This window comes from Chitinophaga polysaccharea (assembly GCF_007829335.1).
Classification (GTDB): Bacteria; Bacteroidota; Bacteroidia; order Chitinophagales; family Chitinophagaceae; genus Chitinophaga; species Chitinophaga polysaccharea_B.
Genome location: NZ_VIWO01000002.1, coordinates 715,706 through 729,334 on the forward strand (window position 1 = coordinate 715,706; position 13,629 = coordinate 729,334).

At 48.1% G+C, this 13,629-nt stretch carries 9 protein-coding genes; 2 read left to right on the plus strand and 7 right to left on the minus strand.

Annotation, left to right across the window (positions count from 1 at the left end):
* Positions 1-15: 15 nt before the first annotated feature.
* Both FHW36_RS10930 and FHW36_RS10935 read right to left on the minus strand, forming a co-directional pair.
* Entirely contained in the window at positions 16-2,805 is a 2,790-nt protein-coding gene (locus FHW36_RS10930) for a family 78 glycoside hydrolase catalytic domain (protein ID WP_145667194.1), read from the minus strand.
* Positions 2,806-2,810: 5 nt separating this feature from the next.
* Positions 2,811-4,667 (minus strand): beta-N-acetylhexosaminidase, encoded by a 1,857-nt coding sequence (locus tag FHW36_RS10935; protein ID WP_246121131.1) that lies wholly within the window; start codon positions 4,665-4,667, stop codon positions 2,811-2,813.
* 284 nt (positions 4,668-4,951) lie between these two features.
* Here FHW36_RS10935 and FHW36_RS10940 point away from each other — a divergent pair, with 284 nt between their 5' ends.
* Positions 4,952-6,430, plus strand: a complete 1,479-nt coding sequence (locus tag FHW36_RS10940) for an endo-alpha-N-acetylgalactosaminidase family protein (RefSeq protein WP_145667197.1) — start codon at positions 4,952-4,954, stop codon at positions 6,428-6,430.
* 34 nt (positions 6,431-6,464) lie between these two features.
* Here the strand turns inward: FHW36_RS10940 and FHW36_RS10945 are convergent, their stop codons facing one another.
* The 3 genes from FHW36_RS10945 to FHW36_RS10955 form a co-directional block, all read right to left on the minus strand.
* Complete coding sequence (locus FHW36_RS10945) at positions 6,465-7,106, minus strand: hypothetical protein (RefSeq protein ID WP_145667201.1); 642 nt, start codon at positions 7,104-7,106, stop codon at positions 6,465-6,467.
* Positions 7,107-7,155: 49 nt separating this feature from the next.
* Complete coding sequence (locus tag FHW36_RS10950; RefSeq protein WP_145667204.1) at positions 7,156-8,061, minus strand: sterol desaturase family protein; 906 nt, start codon at positions 8,059-8,061, stop codon at positions 7,156-7,158.
* A gap of 271 nt (positions 8,062-8,332) precedes the next feature.
* On the minus strand, positions 8,333-9,148 hold the full coding sequence (locus tag FHW36_RS10955; protein ID WP_145667207.1) for a 3-keto-disaccharide hydrolase: 816 nt from the start codon (positions 9,146-9,148) through the stop codon (positions 8,333-8,335).
* A gap of 97 nt (positions 9,149-9,245) precedes the next feature.
* Here FHW36_RS10955 and FHW36_RS10960 point away from each other — a divergent pair, with 97 nt between their 5' ends.
* The gene (locus FHW36_RS10960; protein ID WP_145667212.1) at positions 9,246-11,141 is read left to right on the plus strand and encodes a hypothetical protein; all 1,896 of its coding nucleotides are present in this window, start codon (positions 9,246-9,248) and stop codon (positions 11,139-11,141) included.
* Positions 11,142-11,194: 53 nt separating this feature from the next.
* Here FHW36_RS10960 and FHW36_RS10965 read toward each other — a convergent pair whose 3' ends face one another.
* Together FHW36_RS10965 and FHW36_RS10970 are read right to left on the minus strand one after the other, a co-directional pair.
* Positions 11,195-12,004 (minus strand): hypothetical protein, encoded by an 810-nt coding sequence (locus FHW36_RS10965; RefSeq protein ID WP_145667215.1) that lies wholly within the window; start codon positions 12,002-12,004, stop codon positions 11,195-11,197.
* A gap of 66 nt (positions 12,005-12,070) precedes the next feature.
* Positions 12,071-13,543, minus strand: coding sequence for a hypothetical protein (locus FHW36_RS10970; protein ID WP_145667218.1), 1,473 nt, complete (start codon positions 13,541-13,543; stop codon positions 12,071-12,073).
* Between the last annotated feature and the right edge of the window lie 86 nt (positions 13,544-13,629).

A 13,629-nucleotide genomic window follows, 5' to 3' on the forward strand; every position in this document is an offset into this window, starting at 1 on the left:
AGGAGCACCTGTTTTTTATATCGTGGTACTAAAAACATAATTGCCAGCGGGCAATTCATATGTTACCCCTCCATTTTGCCTGCGCTGCTTTTTAATCGGCGCCTGTCCCGCATTGAGACCTGCGGCTTCCTCCTCCGTCAACTCCAGTGTGGCCGAGCAGTTTGGTGGCACCGACAGTCGTAATGTTAGCCCGCCATTCTCTCTTTTCCAGGCCGTTTTTATTATTCCGGCAGAGGACCCAAAACTGGTATTAGCCCAGGTCATTTGAGGACTATTGAAAGATGGCAGCCGTACAACAAAATGCTGGAATCCTTTAGTAGAAGCGGGATCGCGTCGTATACCGGAGACCCCGTTGATATACCAGGCGCCCGGATAAAGAAAGGAACTATGTAAAAGAGAATGTCCCGGTAAGTCTTTCTCCCACATTTCCCAGATAGTGGTGGCATCGTTGTCCTTCATATAACCCCAACCAGGGTACGAAGTTTGAGAAGTCATGCTATACAGGAGGTCATCACGGCCTTCGTCGCGGAGCAGGCGGAACAACATGGCGCCCCCGGTAATCCCCACATTGATATGTCCTTTGCGTACTACGAGGATTTCATTTTCCAATCGCTTCATCACGGCGACGCGCTGATCGGGTGCCGGCACTTCCGCCAGTAGCGCAGCGGCCATATTGCCCATGGAGCTGTCGGAGTAGCTATGGTCTGCCGCGTTATAAAACCGGGTATTGATAGCGCGACTGGACAAGTCCGCCTGTTGCTGCCATTCGGCAGCTTCTTTAGTTTTGCCCAGCACCTTCGCTATTTTCGCAGCGGTACGCAGGTTAAATACGCGGTAACAATTGTTCAGGCAAAGCGTTTGTGGTTTATCGTTATTCATCCCTTCAGCGGTAGCACCCGGCCAAAGCCAGTCTCCCAGGAAATCCCAGTTGCCGCCAAATCGCTGTAAGAGATGGTCTTTTGTTTGGGTATCCAGGAAAGCCAGCCAATTTTTTATCATCTCAAAGTTCCTTTCCAATACCCGCCGGTCACCTTCCTTTTGGTAAATGAACCAGGGCAGGGATACGCAGATGCCTCCCCAGGGAGGGCCACCCCCACCCATATACGTAGGCGCGGAATGAGGTTGTATTCCTTTATGGAGGTGACGGCCACTCATCAGTCCTTTGTGGGCCCAGGCTGTATCGTACATATTGCCTACAACCGCCTCAGATCCCTGTACATCGCGCCAGTCTTCCATCCACTTGGTATAAAAGGCGCCGAGATGATAGTTATACATCCCCGTTTCACAGGTAGCATGTGCATCGCCACCGTAGCCCAGTCGCTCCCGTTGCGGGCAATCTACGATATAACCGCCAAGCGACAGGTTCTCGTAAGTCCATCGCACCCGGTTGTAGATCCAGTTTTGGAGGGAGTCTGAGCAGGTAAAGCTGCTGGCAGCAGTATATCCTGTTCGCACCAGCCAGCCGCGGATATCGGTAAGTGCAGGGGTATATTTCAATCCGCGGATGGTGATCCAGCGCCCGGAGCTGTAGTTAAAACGATTGTGAAAAGTGGCTGTACCATCGTTGCTGATCACCACCGCACTATGCAGCGCGAAGGTCATGGGTACATTCGCCCTTTCTGAAAACAGGAACTGGATAGTATCGCCGGGATGACCATGTACCTGAATAGCTGTCCATCCGGCAAAGTTGACGCCCATATCTGCTACATAGCTGCCATCGGGCGCTGTTGTGACGGATACCGGGTTTATTTCATTTATCACCAGGTTAGGTTCCACCATTTGGGCCGACAGTAACAGGCGCGGATGATATACCACTGCTGAAGGCCAGTTGCTTTCATCGCAGCCGGCTGTATTCCAGTCTTTCATTTCCTTGCGGGCATCCCAGATCTCTCCTCCCATTTTATGGAAGTCCCAGGTGCCCAATAGCTGGTTGGGACTGGGATGTGTGCGCCACGAAGCATCTGTTTTAACGAGCATGAAAGGCGTAGTGGCGTTACCGTTATAAAGTGCAGCCTGTGCCATTACAATAGGTGTATTGGGTTTATCCGGTGTAATGTATGGCCCGAATATAGACCAGGAAGTACCCAGCCAGAGGGCAATTACATTCTTTCCGGGCTTTAGTTCCTTTGCAATATCATAGGCTATATAGCGGGCTCTTTTAGTGTGATTGCTTACCGCAGGGGCCATCACGCCATCCCCGATTTTTTTTCCGTTGACATACAATTCATGGTATCCTATAGAGGCTACAAACATGTTGGCTTTGTGTGGCGCCTCCTTTAGGTCAATTGTTTTTCTCAGCCAGGGGTCGTTGATATTACAATCGCGCTGACGTGGATCAAATACTTCCGCCGTGCCTATCCAGGAAGCCTGCCATTCGCCGGGCTGAAATAAGCCGGTAGTCCATTGTGCGGTTTCGCTCCAGGGCGAAATACGTCCCTGCTCGTCCTTTACACTTACTTTCCAATAATACGACTGATCCGACTGCAAGGGTTTTCCTTTGTATTCAATCTGCTGCATGTCGCTGGAATTGATCCATCCGGACGACCACCATGAACCTTTGTTGTCGTTTAATTCTTCCGGTGTGGCCGCCACCAGGATGCGATAGGCGGTTTGCCGTTGCCCGAAAGCCTTTGGATCGGTGGCTTCAAATGTCCAGCCCAGGCGTGGATGCGGTTCATCTATGCCGGTGGGATTTACCAGGTATTCACAACGCAGATGAGCGGGTAACAGGGAGCTTCCCCCATTAGCCAACGTGGGGGCGGCCCACAGTAACAATAGCCAGCCCAGGAATAAAACCCTTTTCATAGTTGTTAATGCAGCTCTTTTATATTGATAGATAATACGCGGCCCATTTGTTTGCCGTTGCGGTACGTCACCACTTTGACATCGGAGGCGCCGGCCGGTATTGCCACCGGTGTACCGGTATATTTCGATGCATACTGGTCGGGGCGTACGCCTTCAAACGTATAGTACAGCTCCAGGTCGGGCGCTTCGGTAAACAGGACCAGGTTAAGGGCGCCTTTGTCGTTCTTTTGTGTACGCACCTGGGGATCATAGATGGCGGGTGCATAGTTGACGCCGGCGTCGGACAAACGTACGAAATGCTTTTCTACCCTGCTAAGAAAATCCGGCAACACACGTTCTTTTTTTGGAGACCACAGCACCTCCGCCAGGGCGAAGGCCCGGGGCCAGGTCATGTACTCTGCCCGCCCGGGGGAAGCAATGAATTCGGTCCACAGGTTGCCTTGTCCCCCGAGAATATATGCGGGGTCTACTTCTTCCGGCACCGGTTCAAAGCGATAAGTATCTGTTAGCGTTAAGTGGTTACCACCGATCTGTTCGATGTGCCAGTCTGTTTGCAGGTAATCCAGGTAACAAAACTGCAGTGGCGTCATTACCACCGCATGCCCGGCTTTGCCGGCAGCAATACCGCCTTCTGGTCCCCGCCACGACATTACCGCCGCGCCAGGGGCCAATCCTCCTTCCAGGATCTCGTCCCAGCCTATCAACTTTTTGCCATATCGTTCTACGATCCTGCTCACTCTCTTAATAAAATAGCTTTGTAATTCGTGTTCATCTTTCAGCCCTTCCTGTTTCATACGTTGCTGGCATTTGGGGCACTGCTTCCAGAACGATTTATCCACCTCATCGCCGCCGATATGAATGTAACTACCAGGAAATAAAGCCGCCACTTCACCCAGGATACTATCCAGCAGCACAAAGCTTTTTTCTTCTCCGGCACAGAGCACATTATCGCCGGGCCCTTCACTGCTTCCGGGATAGGTAGGATGATGTTCGTGTTTGCAGGATACTTCCGGGAACGCGGCGATCAGGGCGCCGCTGTGACCGGGAACATCTATTTCCGGTACGATGGTAACGTGCCTGGCGGCGGCGTATTGTACAATTTCGCGGATATCCTCTGCCGAATAAAATCCGCCATCGGTGGCACGTTCTCCTGGTGCAGGTCCGCTGTAAGTTCCCCAACGGCCTGTTCTGGGAACGCGCCAGGCGCCAACTTCCGTGAGCTGGGGGTATTTTTGGATGGCCAGTCTCCATCCCGGATCATCGGTAAGATGCCAGTGGAATACATTAAATTTGTATTTGGCCATCTGGTCGATATACTTCTTCACGAATGATTTAGAAAAGAAATGGCGGCTATCATCCAGCATCAATCCTCTCCAGCCGAAGCGGGGATAGTCTGTTACCGATACGGCTGGCAACGTCAGTGCCGTCTGCATCAATTGCCTTCTTTCTATTGCTGGCGGGAGTAGCTGTAATAATGATTGCGCGCCATAAAAAATGCCCACTGGTGTATTGGCGCGGATGCTGACGCCCGCTGGTGTAATATTCAACCGGTAGCCTTCCGTCCCCAGGACCGTTTCGTTGGAAGTGTTGAGCTGCATGCGGATAGCCTTACCGGTATTGCGGGCTGATACTAACGGCAGCGGATACCCGGTGACAGCGGTTAATTGTTCCCGCAGCAGTGCTGCTTCCCCGCGTAATGTGGTATCGGCAGCAATAGCGGTTTCCCTGGAGATGGTGAAAGCGCCTTTACCGGTATGCATTTCTACCGGTATGGGAATCAACGGATTGGTTAACTGTGCCCGCAGCATTGATGCCGGCAGCAGCAGGCACAGTACGAGCATTGTCTTGCTAAATAAGTACATAACGGGAAGATTTTAGACATCTGTATTTTGATTGTAATCAGATAACACCGGGCTGACAAGGAATGCTGCAAATTTCATTGTTCAGGGAGCAGCAGTTATCCAATATTACAGGTAAAATCCGATGCGGGCATCCTGCCCCATCCTGCTCCTGCGTGTAGGGCAGCTACCAGCATGTCAAAAAAGAACCAGCAAATACTAAAATTGATACAATCCCCGATCAGTATAAGCTTTATCTTGCTCATTGTTGTATACCAAAGACAGCTCTACTTTATAACAGCACACGTATGAAAAAACAGCGACATTTACTAACCTTCCTTTTCTTGCTGAACCTGGGAGCTATACAAGCGCAAAGCACCAACTGGAAAAGCATTTCCGGCACTTACTATGATTGGACAAAAACCGGTAAACCAGCGTCTCCCTATGCTTTCAATTATGGTCAAACACTGGTTATGCACCTGATGCTTGCCACACCGGATGGTAAAGGAGGATCATACGTAAGACGTACTTTTAAAGAAGTTGCTGCCCTCGTGAAAGAAGTAGATGCTATCACCCTTCACATTCCAAAAATCATTTACCTGGTAGGCTGGCAATATAATGGTCATGACGATAAGTACCCTGCCTGGCATCATGTAAATGATGCGCTTAAAAGGCCTGAAGACAGTACCGGCTTACAGTCGTTAATCTGGCTATCTGGCGAATGTAAAAAGTATAACACTACCATTAGTGTACATGTTAATATGGCGGATGCTTATAAGAACAGTCCTTTATGGGATACTTACTGGGAGAAAGGTCTGATTTCCCGGTTGAAAGACGGGCAGCCTATGAAGACAGGTAGTTATAATGGTTTTGATGCTTACCAGGTTTGTTTTAAAGAGGAATGGGAAAAGGGCTATGCCACCAAAAGAATTGATGAACTGCTGACATTACTGCCATTTTTGAAGGAGGCTAAAACTGTGTTGTTAGACGCCTACTTTTCCCGGGGAAATCCTTATTTGAATATCTCTCAGCCGGAAGAAGAAAGCTATCAGCGCAGGGTAATAAGATATTTTAAAACGAAGGAGATTGATGTGTCCCAGGAGAGTTACATCCGCCTGCGGGATGGACAGGACCATTTTACCGGGTTGTCGCCCTGGTTTGTTTGGTTTGATCAAACAGAAAGCGGATTTAAGCGTACGCCTGCTTCCATAGCCACAGGCGGAGGGCCATTTTTATTTATTAAACAGGATCCGAAACTGGCTGGTGAACAAATGCAGCTTGGCTTTTTGTTTGGTATGAGTACCCGGGGAGAAGATTGCTTCAATGATCTGGAAAACGATTTCCGCACCATTATCGATTGGCAGCAAGCATTTAAGTACCAGTTTTATACCGGCACACTGCCTTATACCTACCTGAATAAATACCATCGTAAAAAACTACAGGGTAAAGGGTTACAACGGGTAGCACAATACAGTGACGGACTTACTGTCAGTTTGAAAGATTCATCTATTATGCATAAGGGCATCGTACTTCGGAAGGGGAATGATCTATTTATACCCGTCGTTTGGAGCAAAGAGCGTGAAATAATAGCCTACAGTGAGAAAGGCTACAGCTCAAAAACATGGCAATTGCCATCAAACTGGTCAGATGCAAAAACAGTCGACCTCTTTCAAATTGATGCCACCGGACTTAAATTCTTACAGCATCAACCGACTATAAACCGGCACATTGCTTTATCCCTTTCAGGAGGCCAGGCTGTCGTTATTGTGCCTACACCGGCACAATAACGATTTAACAGGCGATGATGATCGCCAGGTCAACTTAAAACCTGGCGATCAGGTCTTCCATGCTGATCTCTTCGGTGCTGAGTTGCCGTGGGCTTCCATATTTTTTCAGGTACTTCCATTTATGTGCCGCAGCAATGGAAACTGGCATAATTTGTTCACTCAGGGTGTATACCTGGCGGCCGGTGAGCCTGGTAAATTCTTCGGGATAGATATCAAAATTCAGGCAGGGCAGCCGTTTGCTTAACTGGTAATTGTTATCCCATAAATAGAGTACAGCGTCTGGTTTATAAGCGACCAGGTATAAATCGCCTTCATCCTCATACTCGGCTGCCAGCGCTATTTGCAGGGCGTTTACCCGGGTAACGGTAAGCCCGTTTTGCATCAGCAGCGAGTTGGCGACCGACCACTTACGTTTTATGCGCCTATTATTCTGGTATCTCTCAAAAGGGGCAAATAAGACAACAAAAAAACAAAGTCCTACCAGCGTACCAAATACTGCGATGCCCAAACCGGATTTGATCATAGTGGCCATATCTGCAAAGGCGATGCCTGTGATAAAAATCAACAGCAGGTCATATACCTTCAGGCGTGATACAGCTTTCTGACTGTATTTAAGTTTCAGCTTATTCAACAGGCGGATTTCGTCCGGGAAAAAGGGTCTACTGATTAGTTCCATATTAATTGACAGGTATAGGAGCAGATAATAAAAATAGCCTGGGATACCGCTACACCACCGCACTACCCTCTTCTTCCGCCAACTGCCGCTGCAGGTCTTTACTGGTTTGCGACTGTCCGTCGTGGCTCCATCCCGGCGCATAAAACAGGTATTTCAGCTTATCTGCCGGTGAATCAGCTTTTTTCATGTCCTGCCACAGGGCAATAAATTCATGAAAAATAATATTCACGGGGCCACGGTTTTCCAATTCTTTTACCAGTCCGTACTTCACCTTATCTTCCGGCAGCTCTTCCTGGAACGTGCCAAACATGCGGTCCCATAGGATCAGCAGCATGCCCATGTTTTTGTCGAGGTACCGGTAGTTGCTCGCATGATGTACACGATGGTGAGAGGGCGTCACAAATATATACTCAATTACCGGGTGCAGTTTTCCGATAGCCTGGGTATGTACCAGGTTGCCGTAGATCTGTGTAATGTAATAGGCAAACAGGATATCCAGGGCGTTAAAGCCCAGCAGGCTCAATGGCACAAAGAAGAATAACCGGTACATAGGCTCAAATACGCTGGAACGGAATCCGGTAGTGAGGTTAAACTGTTCGGACGAGTGATGGGTAACATGCACGGCCCAGAACAGCCTGATATAGTGGCCGGTGGCGTGGAGCAGCCAGTATAGAAAATCCTGCAGCAGGATCAGTACCGTCCAGTAAAGGAACACATTGGGAATGATAAAAAAGCGGTAGCGCCGGTAACAAAAATCCAATAAAATATAAGTCCCGGATTTCATGACCACGTTTACAAGGAAGTTAACGCTCATCAGGTAAATGGTAGTCAGGGTGTCTTTGGAGTCATAGTATTTCTTATCGTGTTTGTAGCTGAAATAAGATTCCAGGAGACTTAAGAAAATAATAGTTCCGAACAAATAAACAATAGCCGAACTCAAAGTTGATTCTGTCATAGGTAATACATTTCCGGGGGATTTCTCCCATTACAGGTTTCCCTTGCAAATTTAGACGAGTGCCGGGAAAAAAACACCTATACTACTACTAAAAATTATTTTTTGCAAGGGAAAGGCGATCAGCGGTCGTGTATGAGCGATGAACGTTCCTATTTCACCGGCAGGAACCATATGTGGTCTTTGGCGCTTCCATTTCAGTTATCCCCTGCTAACTATAAAAAACGACTTCCTTTCCAGGGGAAGTCGTTTTTTATAGTTTAATGAGCGCCATTTATTTTTTCGCGGGCGCCGGGGTCAAATCCATGATCTCAATATGCCTGAAGTCCACGGGTTGCCCTTCGCTCTGCAGGGCAATATAGCCTTCCGACAAGAGCTTACCATCGATCTTGATGGCCGGATTGTAGTCGTGCACTACGCCCCCGCCAATCTGCGGCTTGGAATATTGTAACACGGTATCGCCGTTGATAATATGGGTGATTAGCGAATCACCCAGTACGATCAGCTCCCCGCGTACCCATTGTTCTCCTTCATAAGTATGGGAAGACGATTCGATGCAGTGCGTTTCGTCCAGCTTTCCTTTGTATACCACGTTGGTACCCGGTGAGCACATATTACCCGTGGGCCGGCGTTGGCCATTTCCCAGGCCCGCCAGCAGCTGCATTTCTATAGAAATAGGCCAGTCCTGCTCTTTAGGCATGGTACGCGGATCCTGCGAATGGAACATCACCCCGCTGTTGAGCAATGTATATTCGGGCGCCGTGGGGCACCACTTCCCTACAAAGCGGTATTCGAACTTCAGGTGATAATGCGAAAAGGGCTGTTTATAGTACAAGTGGCCAAACTGCTCATTGAAGTCACCATACTGGTCGTAGCGCACTTTAATAATGCTGTCCTCTACCCGGAAAGTGTTGCCGAAGTTGTCGCCCACCTCATGGTGATGAATTTTGACTATCCAGTCATTGATGTCCTTTCCATTAAAAAGAGAGATCCATTTAGGCGGGGTATCTTTTTTCACTGTTCCTGCGCAGGAAATAAAACCGGCAAACAAGGCCATGGCCAGCGTCCGGGAAAAACGATGCTTCATCATAACGTTAGAATTATTCGACTGGCAAAATAGCTTTTTAAAACAAAGAATAAAAGTGTTTATTCCTATATTTGGCCCTTTGCCAAAACCGGATACAGGAATGAATAAGTTGATATTACTGGTAGCACTTTGTTTGTTAGCGGCCAATACCCAGGCGCAGGAATTACATGAATATATCACCAAACAGGACATCTCCATCCTGTTACTACCCAATAGGGAAAAGGGGTTGCTGAGAGGACCTGTAAAATCGTACCTACAATGCATCACCAATTACGATGGCAAGGGTATGCCCAGCAATGCTTTAACTTATCAAGCGTTTGAGTTCACGTTATCAGGTTGGCCATCGAAGCTAATGAACTATACCAGCACCGATAAAAGTATTCCCACAGTATATTATTATACTGGTAACCGGATAGACAGCAGTGATGGACCCGGGAGGAAAATATACCTATACAATGACGACAACAGCATCCGCCAGATAGATACCTATGGCTATATGGAACGCGACAGGTATACCCTTCTGCAGTCCGTGCAGCTTTTCTATGACAAGCGTCGCCTGGTGAACAAAAGTATTACCACACAACGGAGTCAGCAGGAAACTACCACTACATATACTTACAATAAAGCGGGGAAGTTAACCGGATCGCATACCACCAGTACCAACGAGGATATAGAATGGAGCCGTGAATTTGATGAAAAGGCGCAACTGTTCCGGTTTAAGACCAGCTATAAAAATACGCCGGCCAACAATTTCCTGACTACCATGGAGTTGAATAAACAGGGAGATATATCCGCTACTACCTATAGTGGTAACGGGAAAGTATATATTAATACCTACCAATACGAGTACGATGCCAAAGGGAACTGGATTAAACAAACCCGGTTCATGAATGGGCAAATGGATTATGTGGCACGTCGCTCCTACGAGTACTACCCTGAAAATAAGGAGCAAACCGGGCTTGCCACAACGGCCCCCGACATGCCCGTCCTTCCAAACATGCTGCTGGCAGCAGAAGTAGTAGACTCTTTTACCGCTGCACTGAACCAGCGCCAATATACGCGTGCCTGGCAATACTGTACCGGTAAACGCTGGGGCACTGCGGCACAGTTTTCCAGTATAAAAATGTATGGAGGCATTACCGCAGCCAGGTTGCTAAAGCCGCTTTACCAGCCTATTCCCGGAGCCGAGCGTACTATCAATATCCCTGCAACCGTGGCGGTCGACGACCCGGTGAACGGTAATGGCATCTTTGAACAGGAATACCAATTAGAGCGTGGCGATAATGGGTGGAAAATAGCCGGGATACGGTTGATCAGCAGCAGCCGGGCCAGCGACAACTGGAGCCTCCAGGTGGCGCCCGCACCGGATTTCAACGCAGACCAGGCGATGCGCCTGTCCAAGGCGGTGTATGACACAGTATCTTTGTTGGCCGATGTAGGCGATCATGATAGCATTGTCAGATCCCTGGATACGCTCCGCTTCTTTAAAACAGATAAAAAACGATATGCCCTGGCAGTATTTACCAACCAGGGACCTCAATATGGCGCCGCCACTGGTTGGTGCGACATATTGCTGTTTAGCAAAATCGCAGATAAATGGCAACTGCAAACCTTTCTTCTCAATGCCGGTGGTGGCGGTATGTACGGCTATTCCGGCCGCTTCCTCAAACTATTGCGGACTGGCGATGAACAGGTAGGCATTGTACTGGAAGGCGGCCTTACCCACATGGGAGAAAATGTTTCCTGGGTAGATGTTGTGGGACTACAGGGCGATCGGTTGTCGCCGCTTACACACCTGGTTACTTCCTACGAATATGATAACGGTAGTGATAACCGCCGCTGTTACGACAACAAATTCCGTTTTGAGAAAAACGGTCGCCCTGGATATGACCTGATCGTAGAAACCTCGTCTTCCGGCGGTGTGGCGCCCCGGAAATATATCATACCCTATAATGACGGGTATAAATTACCTGAGGCGCTGGAACAGGAATTATGAATTACTTTCTGCAAAAGAAATGCCCCCCGCTGGAAGTGGGAGGCATTGTAATTTTATAACTGGAACGCTATCTGTGTATCCGTCATATAGTACACTTTGCTGCCGCTATCGTATGAAAGAGGGAAAATGGAAATGCCGTTGATGAGACCAGGTGAAGCCTGGGCGTTGCTGTCATCGTTAATGAAATTATAGGCAGAATTTTCTGGTGCGCCAAAATCGCGCGTATATTCTGCATTGGGGTCTATGCCGCTTGCGGCATCACGGATAACAATGACGTACAAATTCTTGGTGCCATCAGCTGCTTTTATGGGCAGTACTACTTTCTCAGACATGCCTCCTAATGGTATATTTTTAAGGATAGTAACGGAATCGGCTGGGTTTGCCGTATAGTCTTTACTGTTATTACGGAAGATCGTTACATTAATTTTTCCGGAACCGAAATTGGTAAACTTATTAATAAGAATAAATGCAATGCTGTCGGTAGAAGGATGTTCAAAATCGCTGCCTTTTACAAACTGGTTAAATCCTAATGCCGGATCGTATGCATAGGACAATGACAGGTTGTTGGTGGTTACATTCACGGTAGTATCTTTCAACACCGTGGCGCTGCCTTTTTTCCTTATGCTGAGCTGCAACTGGCTTCTCTGTTTTAACAACACGGTAACACTGTGGCCTTTAATATTTTCGGCTGTCTTTGCCAGCCGACCATCTACAAATACATCCAGTGTATCCGTGGTAGTTAGTACAAAGGGAACCGACAATTCCATGAACTTTTCTCCTTCCAGCGGAGTGCCTTTCTTACAGGAAAACAATCCTATTCCTGCCAACAGGCAACATAATAATCTTACAATAGAATACCTCATTTTATAATACGTTGATTAAAAAGTGACCGATCCCCCGAAGGGGACCAGTCACGCCATAAAAACTGATTAGTAATTGAATTTAGTCCATCCGGTAGCCCAGTTGTTGGCAGCTGTACCATCGAATGCACCTCTGAAAGTAGTACCTACTAAACCAGCAGGTAAGCCGGTAGTTAAACCACCTGTCAGTGCAGGAGAAGCTACAGCAGGAGCACCTGTTCTTGGCAGATAGAAGTCAACAGGCACCCTGTTGAACGGATCTTTCAATCTGATAGCCAGGTTAGCATCTGTTGCGTTAGCATAGCCGGTGTTGTTATCAGCCGGATCAGCATAAGGCTTGGTAGCGCTGTAAGGATAAGCAGGGTTGCTGAAGAAAGGAACATTGAATGCGTGTACCAGGTTATTTTTAATTTTAGATACACCATCTCTGTACTTTTCCTGTGTAGTCTGATCTGCTGCAGTACCGCCCGTAGGAACGGTGTTATCCAGGAGGATACCATTGTTGAAGCCCAGGAATACTGAGTTGTACACTTCAAACTGGCTGCTTCTTCTCCATTGTGCCGCTACACCATATTTGCCGGTACCAGAAGGGGCAAAGTTGGTTTTGGTAGCCAGTGCCTGGTTAGGTTGACCAATGATAGTGAGGTTAGCAATCAATGGTTTTGTTACCGGGGTACGGGGGTTACCGGTAGCGTTGTTGTCTGACTCGATACCGTTAGAACCGCTCTTATCAGCGCGGGTAGTATCTTCTACTACCAACGCGTACTGAATACGGCCACGGAAACCGTTGTCGAAATCCAGACCATCATCCAGCGGGTTTACTACTACCACATGGGTTGCGTTTACAGTACCGCCAAAGAATTCGATACCATCATCAGCAGCTTTGTACACTTCTACGTAGTCGATAGTAGTACCACTACCAACGCCGCCGAGGGTTAAACCGTTGATTTCATTGTCGGGTGACAATTCGAAACCTGCATACTCAATACGTACGTATTTCAGGATACCGGAATTGTCGGTATCAACAGAACCACCATAGTAAGGAATTAATGGAGGAACGCCGCCGATACCTTCGATACGGGCAGTGTCGCCCAGGTTGGTGGTAGCACGGCCCAGGATAATGATACCAGAAGTTTGTCCGGAAGCAGGGCTGGCACTGTTGGTAGTGAAAACAATGGGAGCACTGGAAGTACCATTAGCTTCAATTTTACCGCCACGGGTAATTACCAGACCACCACCTGGAACGCCGGCAGCACCTGGGATTCCTTTGATAGTAGAACCGGCATCGATCTGGATTACATCCAGGGTATCTACGTATACCAGGCCACTCAACAGGTAAGTACCGCCTGTGAGGTGAATGGTATCACGTACCGTTTTGCCGGTGCCCAGTACGCCGCTGAGGGTAGCACCGTTAGCGGGTACAATCTGCGTAGCGCTCACCGGACGATCCGCTTGCTGATGTGCGTCTTTCTTACAAGAAACTGTGAGTACACTGGCAGCCAGGATAGTTGCAGCTGCAGCGTAGAGGTTAAACCTGGTCATCAATCAAAGATTTAAAATTAGAAAATAGGAAACTAAAAACTGTATATACCGGTAATACATTCATTTACTAACGCTGTGACGGGGTT

Bases quoted from the DNA above. Each gene is read 5' to 3' on its own strand.
- FHW36_RS10930 (WP_145667194.1), bottom strand. From the start codon at position 2,805: ATGAAAAGGGTTTTATTCCTGGGCTGGCTATTGTTACTGTGGGCCGCC.
- FHW36_RS10935 (WP_246121131.1), bottom strand. From the start codon at position 4,667: ATGTACTTATTTAGCAAGACAATGCTCGTACTGTGCCTGCTGCTGCCG.
- FHW36_RS10940 (WP_145667197.1), top strand. From the start codon at position 4,952: ATGAAAAAACAGCGACATTTACTAACCTTCCTTTTCTTGCTGAACCTG.
- FHW36_RS10945 (WP_145667201.1), bottom strand. From the start codon at position 7,106: ATGGAACTAATCAGTAGACCCTTTTTCCCGGACGAAATCCGCCTGTTG.
- FHW36_RS10950 (WP_145667204.1), bottom strand. From the start codon at position 8,061: ATGACAGAATCAACTTTGAGTTCGGCTATTGTTTATTTGTTCGGAACT.
- FHW36_RS10955 (WP_145667207.1), bottom strand. From the start codon at position 9,148: ATGATGAAGCATCGTTTTTCCCGGACGCTGGCCATGGCCTTGTTTGCC.
- FHW36_RS10960 (WP_145667212.1), top strand. From the start codon at position 9,246: ATGAATAAGTTGATATTACTGGTAGCACTTTGTTTGTTAGCGGCCAAT.
- FHW36_RS10965 (WP_145667215.1), bottom strand. From the start codon at position 12,004: ATGAGGTATTCTATTGTAAGATTATTATGTTGCCTGTTGGCAGGAATA.
- FHW36_RS10970 (WP_145667218.1), bottom strand. From the start codon at position 13,543: ATGACCAGGTTTAACCTCTACGCTGCAGCTGCAACTATCCTGGCTGCC.